Raw genomic sequence first — 16,305 nt, 5'->3', positions numbered from 1 at the left:
TCCTAAAAATTAATGATTAAAATCCTGCGTTAATACCTATTGCAAACGTGCGTTGAATGGGATAGCCATAATTACTGGTATCCGATTCGGGATCTATAAAATACTTCTGACTCTTTGCTGATGTGAGCAGGTTTGTTCCCGACACAAACAAGCGAAGCTGTTGAAATGGTGATTTCTTCAATACACCTTGTTTGAAGTCGTATCCGAACTGCAAATATTTTAATCGTATGTATTTTGATTGTACCAACCAGAAATCACTTTGCTGGAAGTTATTGTTCCCATTTATAGCGCCAGAAGTGGTAGCTCTAGGGAATAGTGCATCGGTATTGTCCGGACGCCAGTAATCCTCCTGAAAGCCATATGTCATTAATGTTGCAGATTCATTTCCTTGTACAGAACTGCCCAGTAAACGGTCTCTGGCACCAGCCCCCTGAACAACAACACTAAAAGAAAATCCTTTATAACCTAAATCAACAGTGATACCATAGTTAGAACGCGGGAAAGTATTCTTACCGATCCGGGTTTGATCATCGGTCGTAATCTGTCCGTCACCATTTGTATCTACATACCTTAAATCTCCAGCAGCAACCCCATTAGCTCCGGGTAAACGGGCACCTGATAATAATTGACTGTTACTTGTAATAAACCCGCTGTTGGTATATCCATAAATAGCATTACCATCCGCATCTAACAAGAAATTTCCGACTGCGCTAGACCGTCTTCTGTAAGGGTTTTTCAAATCGGCATCACTATCATCTTTATTGCGCTCCCATGCGGTATTGAAATAATTGTAATTAACACCTAGTTTATAAGAAAGCGCACCTAAATTATCTTTCCAGCTAACATTAAAATCAAAACCTTCTTTTCTTGCTGCTCCCTCGTTAAAATTGATAACCGGCAATCCGATGCCCAATGTTTGGGCAAATCTCGGATCACTTGCTACGTAACCTGTAGTACGTGTATAGAAATAATCTATTGTTGCCGATAATCGGTTATTCAAGGAAGCCATATCTATTGCAAAATCCCTGCTTCCGATTTTCTGCCATGAGTATGACTGGCTTGGGATAGATAGCGGCTCAGAAGTGCTTTGAACAGCCTTTCCATCAACAATCAAACCAAGTGGATTTACGGAATAAGCCGAAACATATTGAAAAGGGCTTACACCATCCTTATTCCCTAAAACACCATAAGAGGCTCTTAATTTCAGGAAATCAAGAATATGTCTGTCCCTTAATGATTTCATAAAATTCTCTTCAGACAGGATATATCCTCCAGAAAATGCAAAGAAAGTTCCCCATTGCTTGCCAGGAACAAAAAGGTAATCACCGTCTCTCCTTACTGATGCCTCAATAAAATATTTTGATTTATAGTCATAAGAAATACGTCCCAATAATGCCGCCCTGGCACTTTCGCTTTCACCACTAAGAAGCTTTCCATTAGCATCAAAAATATTGATAGATTGGCTTTCTGCCGGTCCCGCTACAAGCTGATCATATAAAATCTGATAATTTGACCGGGTTACATTCAACATATTTGAACTTGTTTTATTTTGCTCATATACGCCTGTAAAATCGATGGTATGATCCCCAATCTTTTTATTATAGGTAATATAGCCCTGAAGTGTTGTTGAATTTGTTTTACCGCTCAGCACGTTCAAACTCGGAGCATTACCATAAACAGGGACTCTGCTTCCGATCAAATAACCAGGAGCAAGGAAATCCCATATCTTTCCATCGTTATTAAACGTATTGTAAACTCCGTTGAATTTAAATTTTAATCCTTCCAAAAAATGGGCACTGTATTCAAGTCCTAGATTTGCATTAAGCGTATTATTTGACCCTTTTTTATAGCCAGACAGTGGATCAAGCTCTCTAACAGGGTTATCTGGTATTGGAGTAGGCAAACCAAATTCATTTCTAGCCAATGCAGTTGCACCTTGATTCTGTATATGGCTATAAATGCCATAAAAAGTTGACGCAGCTGCATTTGAAGCTGAGTTAGGAATCACATTGTTTTCAATAAAACCATCTAAACCAAGCGTTACCTTTAAATTAATTTTTTCTAAATCACTAGTGGTATTCAATCTATAGGTAGTTCGTCTATTGTAGTTATTGTCCGTTTTCAATATCGTCCCTTGATCGTAATAAGACAAACCTCCATAAAAGCTTATTAATTTGCTTCCACCTGATACGGATAGGTCATGTCGCATCTCGGGTGCAAAATTTTTCATCGTTAAATCTTGCCAATCAGTATTGGGAAACCTTAACGGATCAGATCCGGTGCGATATTTCTCAAGATCTTCGGCAGATAGTGGTGCATTCTTTCCCTCATTTACATATATTTTGTTAACTGCCGATTGCTGTTGGAAGGAGCTTAATTTTTTACCAAACAAAGTAGGTTGTGAAAATATCTGGTTATAGGCATAATTAATATTAATCTTTCCCTCACGACCACGCTTAGTTGTAACAACTACAACACCGTTTGCCGCCGAAACACCATAAAGTGCTGTAGCAGCAGCATCCTTTAGTATAGAATAATCTTCTATATCATTCGGATTCAGGTTTGTGAAATCATTCTCAGAACGGATCACATTGTCGATGACAAATAAAGGCGTACCACCACCTCGGATCGAAATGGCACTTTTAGAACCCGGAGCACCACTATTCGCGGTTACTGTAATACCTGGTAAGCGACCGGCAACTCCGTCATTAATAGATTGGACAGGCAATTGTGCCACAGTAGTCATATCCAAAGTACTGATAGCACTGGTTGTTTTTCTTTTTGTAGTTGTACCATAAGCTTGCACTACAACTTCATCAAGATTATTACTCGATAACTTTAAAACTACCGTCATAGATGAGCTTGATGCTGGCAGTTCAACTGTTTCAAAGCCCACAACAGAAAAAACAAGTACTCCATTTTCTGGAACACTTATCGCAAATTTACCTTCGGAATCTGTTGCGACACCCTTTTTTGTTCCCTTTACAAGTACAGTAACACCGGGTATGGCTACTCCTGCGGTATCTTTTACAACACCAGATACAGCGATATCGTTTGTTACAACACCTTGATTTGAAATCGCTATTAAACACCCAGTTGAAACGCTAAACGTGAGTTCTGTACCTTTTAAAATCTGCGCTAACACATCTGTAACTAGCAGATTTTCAGCATCAATAGTTATCTTTTTCGTTACCGAAACAAAGGTTGAACTGTATACAAAACGATATTTGCTTTGTTTTTCAATGGTCTTTAAAACTCTTTCCAAGGAAGTATTTTTTACATCAAGAGATATTCTTTCCTGCGAAAAAACACTTGCTGAAACATGGAGGCAAGTAAGGAGCACCAGAAGAAAGGTGAGTTTCATTATTCTAATGAATTTGGAAAACGACCTTATTCTCAGCCGCTTTTGGTGGAAGTAATAATTTATCATATTTTTGTTTTTTGGTTTAGTGAATTTTGACAGCACATTGTTTGCGCAGTAACTGTCATTAATAAGGATCAAAAAATTAAGGGCGGTGGCTTCAACACCGTCCTTTTATTTTGATATGGTGATCGTCTTTTCTTTTATCTCATAGTTAAAATTTAGTGTTTTTTTAAGTGCAATTAATACATCATTTATATTATCATTTGCGAATGTTGCTGTAATTTTATAGTTCTTCACTTCCTCCGACTTAAAAATGATTTGTACATCAAACCACCTTTCTAAGTCGCTTTTTATATCAATAAATTTTTGATCATATATTTCCAGAGTATTTTTAGTCCATGCAGTTTCAACTACAGTAGTATCACGAACCTCTTGATATTTTTTAACAATAATATCCTGAATACCAGTTTCATTGCCACCAGATTTTAACTTCTCATTTTTTATAAATACTACTTTTTGACTAGGTTTTACAGTAATCGCATTTTTATGATCTTCATGGGGTTGCATGGTAATTAAACCACGAATCAAAGTTGTTTCAGAAGTCTTATCATCAGCGTATGCTTTTACATTAAATGCAGTTCCCAATACATTTATAGTAAAATCTATGGTATGAACTTTAAAGGGTTTATCTGCGTTATGAGTTACATCAAAATAAGCCTCCCCAATAAGGTTTACCTCTCTGACTTCATCATTAAATCCATTTTTTAATGTTAGAGAACTAAGTGAATTTAACCAAACTACAGTTCCATCACTTAATGTGATTTGCTTTTTCTGGCCCTTTCTCGTCTCAAACTTAACTAACGGCAGGGCATCATTACTTACTTGAATTCTATTTTGATAAAAGAGAACTACAGATGTACCTATTATGATTAATATAGCCGCAGCGGATATCCATCGTAGAACTGGATAAAGTTTACGCACTTTATCCCTTGTCGGCTCTGTTTCCTCCTTCAATCTGGCATATAAAACTTCATGTACATAAGTTTTATTACCCATTTCAGGTGTCCATTCATAATCCTCCAGCTTATAATCATCCTTAAAATTCTCTAAGAATTCCTTTTCTTTTGCTGAACAATTCCCCGACTTAAACTTTTCGTAAAGTTTTATAAACTCGTTCTTAGACATACTTTAATATTTGGTATCACTTATATAGAGCCGAATTTCGACCAACACACACATAAATATTTTTTTATTTTATTTTGCTAAACTATTAACTAACTATGTAGAGGTTATTCAGCAAAAAATAACCTATTTTTAAATCAGGGATATTCTGTATGACAAAAGCTCAACCTTCCGATTCTGAATTATGGAAGCTGATACAATTAGATAACAACAAGGCCTTTGATCTGTTATTTAACAGGTATTGGTCTGCTGTCTATACTACATCCTTTACATACCTTAAAGACCAGGAAGCTTGTACCGAACTTGTACATGATATCTTTTTAAACATCTGGCGCAACAGACACAGTTTAGAAGTTACTTCTTTTAAAAATTATCTCACCACAGCATCAAGGTACCAGGTATACAAATTAATAAAAAGAGGAAAACTCAACCCAATTGTGCTTGTCGACGAATATGATGCGCTCCCAGACTCAAGTTATGTCGTGAATCAAGGAGAGGAAAAAATCCGTTACCAGGAAATGGAAAATAGTATTGAACTCGTTCTTGCAAAATTGCCAAAGAAATGCAAAGAAATTTTTATGCTAAGCAGATTCGATAACTTATCTAATCAAGAAATCGCAGATAAGCTAGGGATTTCAAAACGCACTGTTGAAAATCAAATTACAATAGCATTAAAAGCTCTTAGAATTTCCATTAAAGCAATCCTATATTCCATTATATTCTTTAATATATAATTATCCTTCCTTACTTTTAAAACATAATACTTATCACAGAACAGTCTTTTGGTTCTAAAAAAACTGAAACAGGCTTTATTTAAATACCCCATTTGGCACTACCCCGGTCCAGGAAGAAGGAAGCTTACTAATTCCAAAAATCTTAGCCAACACCAGAGCCGTATTCTTATTGCTGTTGAATTCGGTAATTAACCCACGCTTTCTGATCTTTGGTCCGGTGATGGCCCAAGGTATTTGCATCTCAGCCATCGAAACACCACCATGCCCTTGGTTTACCCCACCATGATCGGTAATTAACAAAATATGTGTGTCCTTATAAATTCCCGAAGCTTTTAACTTATCCAGCAATATCCCTATTTCGACATCTGCATCTTCAATAGCTTTGATATATTCCGGCGACATCCATTTAAAACTATGACCTGCATGATCAGTGTGTACACTATATAAAAATACAAGTGAAGGGCTTTGCCTATTCTTTAGCAAAAAATCATAAGCTTTTTGATAACTCTGTTGATACTGATCCTTATCTTCAAAATAAACCTCATCAAGGTATTTTCTGTTAATAGGATTAATCAATTCTTTCCAATTGTAATAGTATGCGATTTTGGAAGATGGCATTTCATCTTTCAGAACTTTAAAGATTGAAGGGTAATAGCCATCCTTGTCCGTCTCAATGGAAGCCAAAGGATGTTTCTCTAACGTCCAATCATTACTTGTTATTCCGTGCTCTTCAGGCCCGGAACCGGTCATATGACTGGTCCAGTTCGGCAGGGTAACAGATGGCATAACCGGCCTTGTAGTGAGCGACAATACACCATCGGCAATCATTTTATCCAAATTAGGATGTTTTGCAGTCTTAAAACCTTCGGAGCTAAAACCATCCAGGCCAATAATCAATACTTTGGCAGGTATTTTTTGAGCTATTGCCGAAAAGGAGATCATTGTTAAAACAAGCATTTTTAAAAAATTTGTTCTCATATCTAAAAAATTTATATCTGGCCAACAAAAGCACCAATACTAAACATTAGTTTAGTATAAATCAACACCCTGCATTTACACTACCCAATCTCATTAATAAAGTATTCTTGAAGTGAGCCCTAAACAACCCTATCGACATTGTTACACTACATCAAACGCTTGCGTAATAAACCTGATACATAAACAATTTTACCATACCCTCTAAATACTTAACTTAGAAACATGAAACATCTTTTTCTTATCTGTCTATCCTTTTTATGCTTAAATATTAAGGCGCAAGATGTAAGCTTAGCCTTGCAAAAAAAGCCTCAGTTAAATGAGCAAATCATTAGTAATGAATGGAGCAAAGTATCCAATGGATTAAATGTAAGTTTTGCATCCTCTAACACACGTTTTGCAAAAGAATTGCCCCCAAAAGTGCAATTACAATCAATGTGGCAAGCAAAAGCATGGAAAGGTGAAAAAATACACACACAACTATTGGTATGGGCAAACCAGAGTGTAAACAACATTAGTTTACAAATGTCTGATCTGAAAAACAAGGAAGGACAAGTCATTAACAAAGAAAACATTACAGCTGGTTTTGTAAAATATGTGATTACCGACGAATTTAGAGATGGCTGTGGTTACCGTAAACCAGAAGACTTTGATTCTTCATATGTTGCAGATATCATTGATACAAAAACTACCGCTGTCCTACTTAAAAAAAATAGCACCCAACCAATTTGGCTAAGCATAAAAGTTCCAAACAACACCACTCCAGGAAGTTACAAAGGTGCAATTAAAATAAAAGGTGATAAGGAATATACTATGTCGATAACTGTGCAGGTATTAAACAAAACACTACCTCCTGCTAGTAAATGGAAATATGATTTAGATTTATGGCAACATCCGGCAGCTATTTCCCGCACGCACAATGTGCCATTATGGAGTACTGAACATTTTTCATTAATGAAAGAGTACTATCAAATGTTGGCCAATGCAGGCCAAAAAACCATTACCACAAGTATAGTTAATGAGCCTTGGGGTCATCAAACGTATGATGATTATCCGAGTTTGATTAAATGGACCAAGAAAAAAGATGGAAGCTGGAAATACGATTATAGCTTATTTGATAAATATGTAGCTTTTGTAATGGATTGCGGTATTACGGAACGAATCAACTGTTACAGTATGGTGCCTTGGAAAATTGCTTTCACCTATTATGACGAAAACCTACAAAAAGAGGCCATTTTAACAGATGCTATTGGCACTCCATCATATGACGCTTTTTGGAAAACTATGCTTGTCGATTTTACCAAGCACCTGAAACAAAAAGGATGGTTTAGCAAAACTTATATTGCAATGGACGAAAGGCCAATGGAAGCAATGAAATCAGTGATAAAATTATTGAAAGAAACAGATAAAAACTGGAAAATTGCATTGGCAGGAGATTATCATCCTGAAATAGAAAAAGATATAGATACCTATTGCATTGCCTCTAGATGGGACTTTCCTGCGGCTACTTTGCAAAAACGCCAGCAACAAGGTAAAGTTAGCACCTGGTACACCTGCTGTACTGAGCCTTATCCTAATGGATTCACTTTCTCATCACCTGCTGAGGGCGCATGGATAGGTTGGTACACCGCGAATAAAAATATGGACGGCTATTTAAGATGGGCTTATAATAGCTGGACAAAAAATCCACTGGTAGATAGCCGTTTTATCACTTGGCCAGCTGGGGATACTTATATGGTTTACCCTGGTCCACTAAGCTCTTTAAGATTTGAAAAGCTATTGGAAGGTGCTCAGGATTTTGAAAAAATCAGACAATTAAAATCATTTTATCAAAAAAACAAACAGACTAAGCAGCTAAACGAGCTAAACAATGCGTTGAAAATGTTCGACATAAAATCATTGGCTACTACCACAGCCGATGAAATGCTTAGAAAAGTAAAGCCTCTTCTAAATCAGTAAAAAATTAATGATTTAACCTAGCAAAAAGGTAAGCTATAAAATTAACCTCCGGGCAATATTCTTTTTGTATTGCCCCGGAGTAAAACCGGTTACACTTTTGAAAGCTCTTGAGAAATAAGCTTGACTTTCAAATCCGGATTCGTTGGCTATTTCGTAAAAAGTCATATCGGTAGTGGCCAAAAGAAACTGTGACCGTTCAATTCTTTTCGATTTAAGGTAATCTAAAGGCCTTGCACCTGTATTTTGTAAAAATAGTCTGGAGAAATGATCCGGATGATAATTTGCAGTTCTAGCCAATTCCGCAACTGAGATAGGACGTCTTAAATTATTCTTCATAAAGAAAATAGCACTAGCAATTTTCGAATTAATATGATTCGCCTCAGTCTTTAAAAACAATGGAGATTGAACAAATCTGGAAACCAGTGTCAATAGAAGTCCACATGTTTCCATATAAGCAGACAATGGCATCGTATTATTCAAATCATAATAAGCTGTTAAATCTTTATCCTTTTCAAATACCTCAGGATTATTTGAAGTAACCAACCCCCTCCCAGGATTAAGCTTAAATACTCTTTTCATAGACGTAATGTCTATTTCACTTGCAGAAATCTTAAACACATTTCTATTAGAAACAAATAGAGAACCTAACTGAAATTCCTCCAAAAAACAAATGTAATAATGGCTCAGATAATGCTCACATATATAGCTACAAGTGGTAAAACTAGGTATTAAATACAAAAAACCTGGCTCAAGGGCATACTCTTCCAGATCGCATATAAGTTTCCCTTCTCCTTCATCAATATATATTATCCTATAGAACACACTGGTAACATTCTTATAATTCCAGTTCTTATTCAATTTCACATAATCTGTAAGCAGTAATGTAAATGTTGACTTGCAATCAATAGTGTTCATTAAGAAATATTTATTTGAAGATAATATTTTCCATTTCTATCTCCACAAAAATTGTTGTTCAGTTAGGTTTTATGGCTAATCCATTTTTATTTCGGCGATGCTAGTTTTCCAACTGTACACCCTTTTAATGCCAGGATTCTTTTTAAGCTTTAGCGTAGTGGCATCTGTTATCTTAGTTTCATTGAGGTTCACTGCTTCAAGATGCTTCATGGAAATTAAGTAATCGCTTAAACGATCCGTAACAGGATTTTTATCCAGTCTCAGTTTCTCAAGGTTAGTTAGTGAAGGTAGAAAATCAAGGTCCTGATCTGTTAATTGATTGTCCGAAAAATTTAACCAAACAATGTTCTTTGCCAGCTTTAATATATCAGTTTTTACATCTGCCACTTTAATGCCGGATTTCGAAGGTAAGGTCACATCAAGCATTACAGGTTTATTCAACATCATTCTAATCCTAATTCCTTTATTTTTCAGCTTAGCAATGATTGCGGTATCCACAGCAAGTGGCAAATCAGGATTAATAACCTGAGACACTTCACTACCACCATCCTCTTCAGAATCTGTAACTCCTCCTATCCCTAAAAACAGCGCTACCATTGGTTTTAATGCAGTTGTATTTTTAATTTCAGCAATAGTTTTACCCCCTTCTGCTTTACCTTCTTTAATCCACCATGTAATCAGTTTTACTTCATTTTTGGTTAAAGGAGGTTTTCCATCGGCTGGCATAAAATCCTTATGATCTTCATCGAGAGTAATGCGCTTAAAAAGCTCGCTGGCATCCGGCTTGCCTGGCACCACGGCCTGACCATTCTTGCCGCCTTTTTTTAGTGCAGTTAATGATTCTAAAGATAGTTCACCTTTTTGTTTCCCATCACGGTGGCATTGTATGCATTTTTTTTGAAGGATTGGTTGTATTACATCCTCAAACAACATTGCTTGTTCTACTGTTGCTGGCTTTTCACGTTCCTGTTGCATCAATGTGCGAAAAGTCAGATAATCGTTTCCATGTGTAAGGCTTGCACCCTGGTGGCCACTATAACTCATCAACACAACCAATCCCAACAGTAAAGCCGAGAAGAGTTTATCTCCAATATGAAGGTATTTTCTAAACACCGAAGTAGAAGAAAAATAAAGTAACCCACAAATAATGGCTAATGTAATTCCCGAAAACTTGTGATGGCTAAGCGTATCGGCATCATAATCTCCACTTAGAGAGAGCACATACCCAAATATACAGGCCAGCACTGCCGCAACAAAACCAATGAACAAAATAAGAGGGACACTTTGCTTCAGATGCCTATATTTTTGCAAATAGGATAAGATGTTAAACAATGTAGCAAGCAAAATAAAACCAATTGGCAAGTGTACAATCAGTGGGTGTAACCGCCCGGAAAAAGTAAAAATATCCAGTAATATCATGCTAAAATACCCTTTACTATTTTTCCTTCTACATCAGTAAGTCTAAACCTCCTACCTTGAAACTTATAAGTAAGCCGCTCATGATCAATCCCCATGAGGTGCAATAAAGTAGCCTGAAAATCATGTACATGAACAGGATCTTTCACAATATTATAGCTAAAGTCATCAGTTTCACCGAAACTAATTCCCGGCTTTACCCCTGCACCAGCCATCCACATGGTGAAACAGCGCGGATGATGGTCTCTACCATAATCATTGGCCGTTAACTTGCCTTGTGAGTATACTGTACGACCAAACTCGCCTCCCCAAATCACTAATGTATCTTCAAGCAAACCTCTGCGTTTCAAATCTGTGATCAGGGCTGCTGTTGCCTGATCTGTAGCTTTACATTGTCCCGCGATACCAGATGGCAAGCCTCCATGCTGATCCCATCCCTGGTGGTACAGCTGAACAAATTTCACATCCTTTTCTAACAGTTTCCGCGCCAACAGACAGTTTGCCGCATAAGTATCCGGATCTTTACTATCAGGCCCATACAACTCAAATACTTCCTCTGGCTCATCAGCTACACTCATCACTTCCGGCACCGATGTTTGCATACGGTAAGCCATTTCATATTGCGCTATTCGCGCATCTACCTCCGGATCACCATAAGTACTGTTTTGTACCTGATTTAACTTCGACAGATATTCCAGCATTTCTTTCCTATCGGCTCCATCATAGCCATCGGGATTGTTAAGAAACAATACCGGATCTTTTCCTGATCCAAATTGTACACCCTGATGTTTGGATGGTAAAAATCCATTACCCCATAAGCGGGCGTAAAGAGGTTGATCTTTCTGACCGTTTTTAGATACCAAAACAATAAATGTGGGCAGATTTTCATTATCAGAGCCTAACCCATAACTTAACCAGGAGCCTATTGATGGGCGACCAGGTAATTGATTCCCAGTTTGAAAAAAGGTAATTGCCGGATCATGATTAATCGCTTCAGAATGCATAGATTTTACAATACATAAATCATCAACCACTTTGGCGGTATAAGGTAACAACTCGCTAATCCAGGTCTGGTTTTGCCCGTGTTGATTAAACTTATAATAAGAAGGCACCATCGGTAAAGCGCTCTGGTTTGCACTCATCCCTGTTAACCTCTGCCCCTTACGGACAGAATCCGGCAGGTTTTGCCCCATCATATTTACCAATGCAGGCTTATAATCAAAAGTTTCAAGCTGCGAAGGCCCCCCACTCATAAAAAGGTATACCACTCTTTTAGCCTTTGGAGCAAAGTGTGGCAATGCCCTTAATATCTCCTGCTCCATATCTCCTGTTGCATTGCTGATTGCAGGACGAGGAGCATTTCCCATTAGTTTGTTACCAAACAAGGACCCAAGTGCCAAAGCACCAATTCCCATGGATGTTTTGGTCAGAAAGTCGCGCCGATCCAGTCTTTGGTTCAACCGATTAAATTCAGGGTCATTGAGCCTAAATTCTTCTTCGTGGTGGTGATGATCTGCCATGAGGTTATCGTTTTGTTAATGTTGCATCTGAATTTAATATGGTACTGGCAACAACTGCATTTGCAGCAATCATTGCACTGTCCATCGTTTTATTAACCTGGTATTGGCCGGCATTGAGCCAACCACTTTGCTTTTCCAGGTTTTTCCTGAATTTCTTCAATTCCATTTGCTGTAAAGCAGACAGCAATTCCAACTCTTTTGATTGTACTAAACGGCCTGTAAGCTTTCTATAAGTTTGAGCTATAGCCTGACGACTATCAGCTACCTTGGTCATCTGTTCGCCCAATACCTTTGCTGCTTCCAAAAAAGTAGGATCATTTAGCGTTACCAGTGCCTGCAAAGGAGTATTCGTTTTTTGTCTTCGGATAACACAATAGCTACGTGAAGTAGCATCAAAGGTCGACAGTGTAGGATTCGGCACCGACCTTTTAACAACCACGTACAAACTACGGCGGTATACATCAGCACCTTTATCCTGGGTATATGAAGTATTGTTAATTTCCCAAAGACCATCTGGTTGATAAGGCTTTACACTTTTTCCACCAATTTTAGGGTTCAATAATCCACTTGCCATAAGTGCATTGTCTCGTATCATTTCGGCCGACATCCGATACGCAGGGCCGTGAGAAAGTAGTCGGTTTTCAGGATCTTTTTCACGCGCTTCTTTACTTGCCCTAGAATCTTGTCTGTAAGTGGCCGACATAACGATCTTTTTGTTCAATTCCTTTACATTCCATCCCGATTCCAAGAAAGAAACCGCCAACCAATCTAGCAATTCTAAATGGCTAGGCATCTCCCCTTGGTTACCAAAATCTTCTGAAGTTTTCACCAAACCTACACCAAAGAAATTCTGCCAAAGGCGATTTACTGCAACTCGGGCAGTTAGTGGGTTATCACGATTAGTTAACCACTGGGCTAAGCCATACCTGTTTTTAGGAAGATTTTTAGCATAAGGCAATATACTTTCAGGAGTATTAGGAAATACCTGCTCTCCGGGCATATCATAATTACCCCTTTTAAGTAAGAAAGTTTTTTTCGGTTTTGTCATTTCCTGCATCACCATCAGCTCCGGAACATTCGCAGTAGAGTCTGACAGGTTAGTGCGCAATACCTTTAGTTCATTTTCTTCTTTCTTCAATAGCGGATCAACTACATTAAAATAATACTGTCTAAATGAACTTATCTCTGCATCTGTTAGCTTGGGCTTTGAAACCAATTGATTCCAGCTTGTCTTTTTAGCCAAAACGCATACTTCAATTGGTGTTAAGCTACGGTTGTACACCGTAACATCATCTACCTTACCTTCTTTAAAACCACGACCGCGCCACCAGGCTCCTACTTGTAAACCCGGTTGTGTACCACCGGGAAATAGAATATCCTTATCCAACTTATCCATAACAGTTTCCATTTTCATCTCTGCACCATCAAGATATAATTTTAGGCCAGATGCTTTTGATGAGCCATCATAGATCATAGTTAGCTGTATCCATTTATCGCGTGGCACATTATCAATACTAAGTTTGGTTATCGCATTTGCAGGATAAGCGTGGGCCATATTCAATTCCAACTTATTATCTTTCAAGTAAAGATGGTATCCCTTAAAATTATACAAGCGTTCAGCAATACTTTTATGAAATATTACCCCTTCAGTAAGCTGTTTAGGTATATTAACCCAAAGCCCTATACTAAATGGTTCAGATTTACGAAAAACCCCCACCTGATTCAGATCAAGCCAGGTATCACCATCCAGTACTAAACCTTTACCAGCGCTCCCTGCAATAAAAACCGGGGCTTCACCAGGTCCTCCTGCATCACGTTTCATCACAGCAATCTGTTTACGATCTACCTGGTCATTAAGGTTACCTTGATCAAAGTTAAAGTAGGCCTGTAACCCATCCTTAGGTATATTGTCGGCAGCTAGTTTCTTATAATCCTTTCGACTAAGCCAGTTCTGAAAGCTAGCCTCCTCCTGACGTTCTTTTTCCCTTATCTTTTGTTGCTGCACTGAGATGGTCTTTTTAATATCACTTATCACTCGCTCTTTTTCTGAATTGGGCAGTAACAATGTTGGACCCGGCATGGTATCATCAAATGAAATCTGTCCTGCTTCTTTCACATTATTAAAAAAGCTGAACAACTGATAGTAATTCTTTTGTGAAATGGGATCGTACTTATGGTCGTGGCATTTGGCACAACCAACCGACAAACCCAGCATAGCATCGCCAAAAGTATTGGTACGATCTATTACATATTCTGTTTGAAATTCCTGTTCAATAATTCCGCCCTCCATATTTTGCTGATGGTTACGATTAAAGGCCGTTGCAATCAACATTTCGCGCGTTGGATTTGGCATAAGATCACCTGCAAGTTGCCATTGCATAAATTTGTCGTAAGCCATATTGGTATTAAATGCTTTAATGACCCAATCGCGATAAGGCGACATATCTCTGAGCCTGTCCACAGTATATCCATGAGAATCAGCAAACCGTGCTACATCAAGCCAATCGACCGCCATTTTTTCGCCATAATGCTGCGAACGGAGCAAACGGTCAACCTGTTTCTCATAAGCATTGGGAGATTTATCTTTCAAAAAAGCATCAGTTTCTGCTATGGTTGGAGGCAAACCGGTTAGGTCTAACGATACTCTGCGCAGCAGCAATTCCTTATTAGCCTCTGGTGATTGTTTTAACTTTTGCTTTTGCAATTTATCGACAATAAAATTATCAATAGGATTATTCACTTTAGCAGCCTCATCAACTTTCGGTGTTTCAACTTTAACGGGTTTTACAAAAGCCCAGTGAGGCTTATATACTGCACCCTCCTTAATCCATCTAATCAGTGTTGCTTTTTCAATAGCCGTAAGGTTAAGATGCGATTCCGGAGTAGGCATTTTGTACTTCGGGTCGGCAGATATGATTCTATGAAAAGCCTCACTATTATTTAGATTACCTGGATCAATAGCAACTTTGCCTTTATTTTCAGGTAATTCAGCATAAGCAAAATCAGCATGATCTAATCTTAGTCCGGCTTTCTGTTTAGCTTTATCGGGGCCATGGCAAGCAAAACATTTATCAGAAAGTATTGGTTTTACATCTATATTATAGTCAAGGGATTTTGGCAAAGTTTGATATGCTTCCTCCACGTCTTTTGGCAGCGCAGGCACAGACGATGAAAACACATAGATTCCAATGCCCACTAAAAGGACTGCACCAAACAACATAAAAATTAGTCGCATCATCACATCAAAATTTATACTGGTTATTTGAAGATGAAATTAAAGCAATTCCATTTCCAATATTTAAACAAATACGACTAATGTTTGCACAAATACGATATCAGTAAACATTTAATTATTCATGTCAAAAAGGACAAATAAAAGTGACTATTGGTCGTGTGACATAGGCATCATATTATTTACTTTTGATTGATGAAACTACTTATCCTTTGCCCGCAATGGGGACTCGAACACTTAACTTTAGAAGATTTTTTTGAAAAGGTTAGTTCTGCCGGTTACAATGGAATTGATACCTGGGTACCCGAAAATACGATCGAAAGAAATAAATTCATTAGCTTATTGAACGAATACCAACTTTCAATTGTAGGCCATCAACATCAGGCAACAGGAAGAAATATAGATGAGTATTGCAAATCCTATGAATACTACTTAAACCTTACTATGGAGTGCAATCCTCTCCTGATAAATTCACACAGTGGAAGGGATTATTTTAGCCTTGACGAACAATTAAGGGTAATTGATATAGCCGAGGAGTTTTCTATAAAAAACAACATTACTGTTGCACATGAAACCCATCGTGGAAGATTAGGTTTTAGTCCATATAATGCCTCAGCCCTCTTTAATTGCAGGCCAGAGATGAAAATTACTGCTGACTTTTCACACTGGACATGCGTTACTGAGAGCTTTTTAGAAAATTGCTCAGAAATTATGGAAGAAGCTGTAAAACGAACCAAACATGTTCACGCAAGGGTTGGCTACACACAAGGCCCACAAATCCCCGACCCAAGAAGCCCATACTGGGAGAAAGAGCTTCTCTTTTTTACTGCGCTATGGAGCTCAATACTAAAAAACCACAGCACCTTAAACAACGAGTATTTAACAATTACTACTGAATTCGGCCCTTCACCATATATGTTGACAGGTTTAAATGACAATAAGCCAATTGCAGACCAATGGGAAATCAATTTATTTATGAAAGATTGGCTTTTAGATAAGTTAGAATAA

At 37.8% G+C, this 16,305-nt stretch carries 10 protein-coding genes; 3 read left to right on the top strand and 7 right to left on the bottom strand.

The window, feature by feature from the left end:
* Positions 1-16: 16 nt before the first annotated feature.
* Together HQN83_RS12560 and HQN83_RS12555 are read right to left on the bottom strand one after the other, a co-directional pair.
* A complete protein-coding gene (locus HQN83_RS12560; RefSeq protein WP_173090696.1) occupies positions 17-3,364 on the bottom strand; it encodes a TonB-dependent receptor in 3,348 nt (1,115 codons plus the stop codon).
* Between the two features lie 171 nt (positions 3,365-3,535).
* Positions 3,536-4,549, bottom strand: coding sequence for a FecR family protein (locus tag HQN83_RS12555; RefSeq protein ID WP_173090695.1), 1,014 nt, complete (start codon positions 4,547-4,549; stop codon positions 3,536-3,538).
* 149 nt (positions 4,550-4,698) lie between these two features.
* Here HQN83_RS12555 and HQN83_RS12550 point away from each other — a divergent pair, with 149 nt between their 5' ends.
* Positions 4,699-5,280 (top strand): RNA polymerase sigma factor, encoded by a 582-nt coding sequence (locus HQN83_RS12550; RefSeq protein ID WP_173090694.1) that lies wholly within the window; start codon positions 4,699-4,701, stop codon positions 5,278-5,280.
* A 75-nt stretch (positions 5,281-5,355) separates the two neighbouring features.
* Here the strand turns inward: HQN83_RS12550 and HQN83_RS12545 are convergent, their stop codons facing one another.
* Positions 5,356-6,258: an alkaline phosphatase family protein gene (locus HQN83_RS12545; protein ID WP_173090693.1), complete on the bottom strand. Its 903-nt coding sequence runs from the start codon at positions 6,256-6,258 to the stop codon at positions 5,356-5,358.
* Positions 6,259-6,480: 222 nt separating this feature from the next.
* Between HQN83_RS12545 and HQN83_RS12540 the strand changes: the two genes are divergently transcribed.
* Entirely contained in the window at positions 6,481-8,214 is a 1,734-nt protein-coding gene (locus tag HQN83_RS12540) for a DUF4091 domain-containing protein (RefSeq protein ID WP_173090692.1), read from the top strand.
* A gap of 33 nt (positions 8,215-8,247) precedes the next feature.
* Here the strand turns inward: HQN83_RS12540 and HQN83_RS12535 are convergent, their stop codons facing one another.
* From HQN83_RS12535 to HQN83_RS12520, 4 genes are all read right to left on the bottom strand, one after another.
* Positions 8,248-9,129: a helix-turn-helix domain-containing protein gene (locus HQN83_RS12535; RefSeq protein ID WP_173090691.1), complete on the bottom strand. Its 882-nt coding sequence runs from the start codon at positions 9,127-9,129 to the stop codon at positions 8,248-8,250.
* 75 nt (positions 9,130-9,204) lie between these two features.
* The gene (locus tag HQN83_RS12530; protein ID WP_173090690.1) at positions 9,205-10,548 is read right to left on the bottom strand and encodes a c-type cytochrome domain-containing protein; all 1,344 of its coding nucleotides are present in this window, start codon (positions 10,546-10,548) and stop codon (positions 9,205-9,207) included.
* Positions 10,545-12,065 (bottom strand): DUF1501 domain-containing protein, encoded by a 1,521-nt coding sequence (locus HQN83_RS12525; protein ID WP_173090689.1) that lies wholly within the window; start codon positions 12,063-12,065, stop codon positions 10,545-10,547. Before HQN83_RS12525 ends, HQN83_RS12530 begins: the two co-directional genes overlap by 4 nt.
* A gap of 4 nt (positions 12,066-12,069) precedes the next feature.
* Positions 12,070-15,303, bottom strand: coding sequence for a DUF1553 domain-containing protein (locus tag HQN83_RS12520; RefSeq protein WP_217277384.1), 3,234 nt, complete (start codon positions 15,301-15,303; stop codon positions 12,070-12,072).
* A 189-nt stretch (positions 15,304-15,492) separates the two neighbouring features.
* On the opposite strand from HQN83_RS12520, the gene HQN83_RS12515 reads away from it, so the two are divergent.
* Complete coding sequence (locus HQN83_RS12515) at positions 15,493-16,305, top strand: sugar phosphate isomerase/epimerase family protein (protein ID WP_173090688.1); 813 nt, start codon at positions 15,493-15,495, stop codon at positions 16,303-16,305.

Origin of the sequence: Pedobacter foliorum, from assembly GCF_013266735.1 — a bacterium.
GTDB classification, from domain to species: Bacteria; Bacteroidota; Bacteroidia; order Sphingobacteriales; family Sphingobacteriaceae; genus Pedobacter; species Pedobacter foliorum.
Note: the sequence above shows the minus strand (reverse complement) of the source record. Positions and strands in the feature narration are given on the sequence as shown.

Coding starts and splice junctions, on each gene's coding strand:
- HQN83_RS12560 (WP_173090696.1), bottom strand. CDS start 3,364: ATGAAACTCACCTTTCTTCTGGTGCTCCTTACTTGCCTCCATGTTTCA.
- HQN83_RS12555 (WP_173090695.1), bottom strand. CDS start 4,549: ATGTCTAAGAACGAGTTTATAAAACTTTACGAAAAGTTTAAGTCGGGG.
- HQN83_RS12550 (WP_173090694.1), top strand. CDS start 4,699: ATGACAAAAGCTCAACCTTCCGATTCTGAATTATGGAAGCTGATACAA.
- HQN83_RS12545 (WP_173090693.1), bottom strand. CDS start 6,258: ATGAGAACAAATTTTTTAAAAATGCTTGTTTTAACAATGATCTCCTTT.
- HQN83_RS12540 (WP_173090692.1), top strand. CDS start 6,481: ATGAAACATCTTTTTCTTATCTGTCTATCCTTTTTATGCTTAAATATT.
- HQN83_RS12535 (WP_173090691.1), bottom strand. CDS start 9,129: ATGAACACTATTGATTGCAAGTCAACATTTACATTACTGCTTACAGAT.
- HQN83_RS12530 (WP_173090690.1), bottom strand. CDS start 10,548: ATGATATTACTGGATATTTTTACTTTTTCCGGGCGGTTACACCCACTG.
- HQN83_RS12525 (WP_173090689.1), bottom strand. CDS start 12,065: ATGGCAGATCATCACCACCACGAAGAAGAATTTAGGCTCAATGACCCT.
- HQN83_RS12520 (WP_217277384.1), bottom strand. CDS start 15,303: ATGATGCGACTAATTTTTATGTTGTTTGGTGCAGTCCTTTTAGTGGGC.
- HQN83_RS12515 (WP_173090688.1), top strand. CDS start 15,493: ATGAAACTACTTATCCTTTGCCCGCAATGGGGACTCGAACACTTAACT.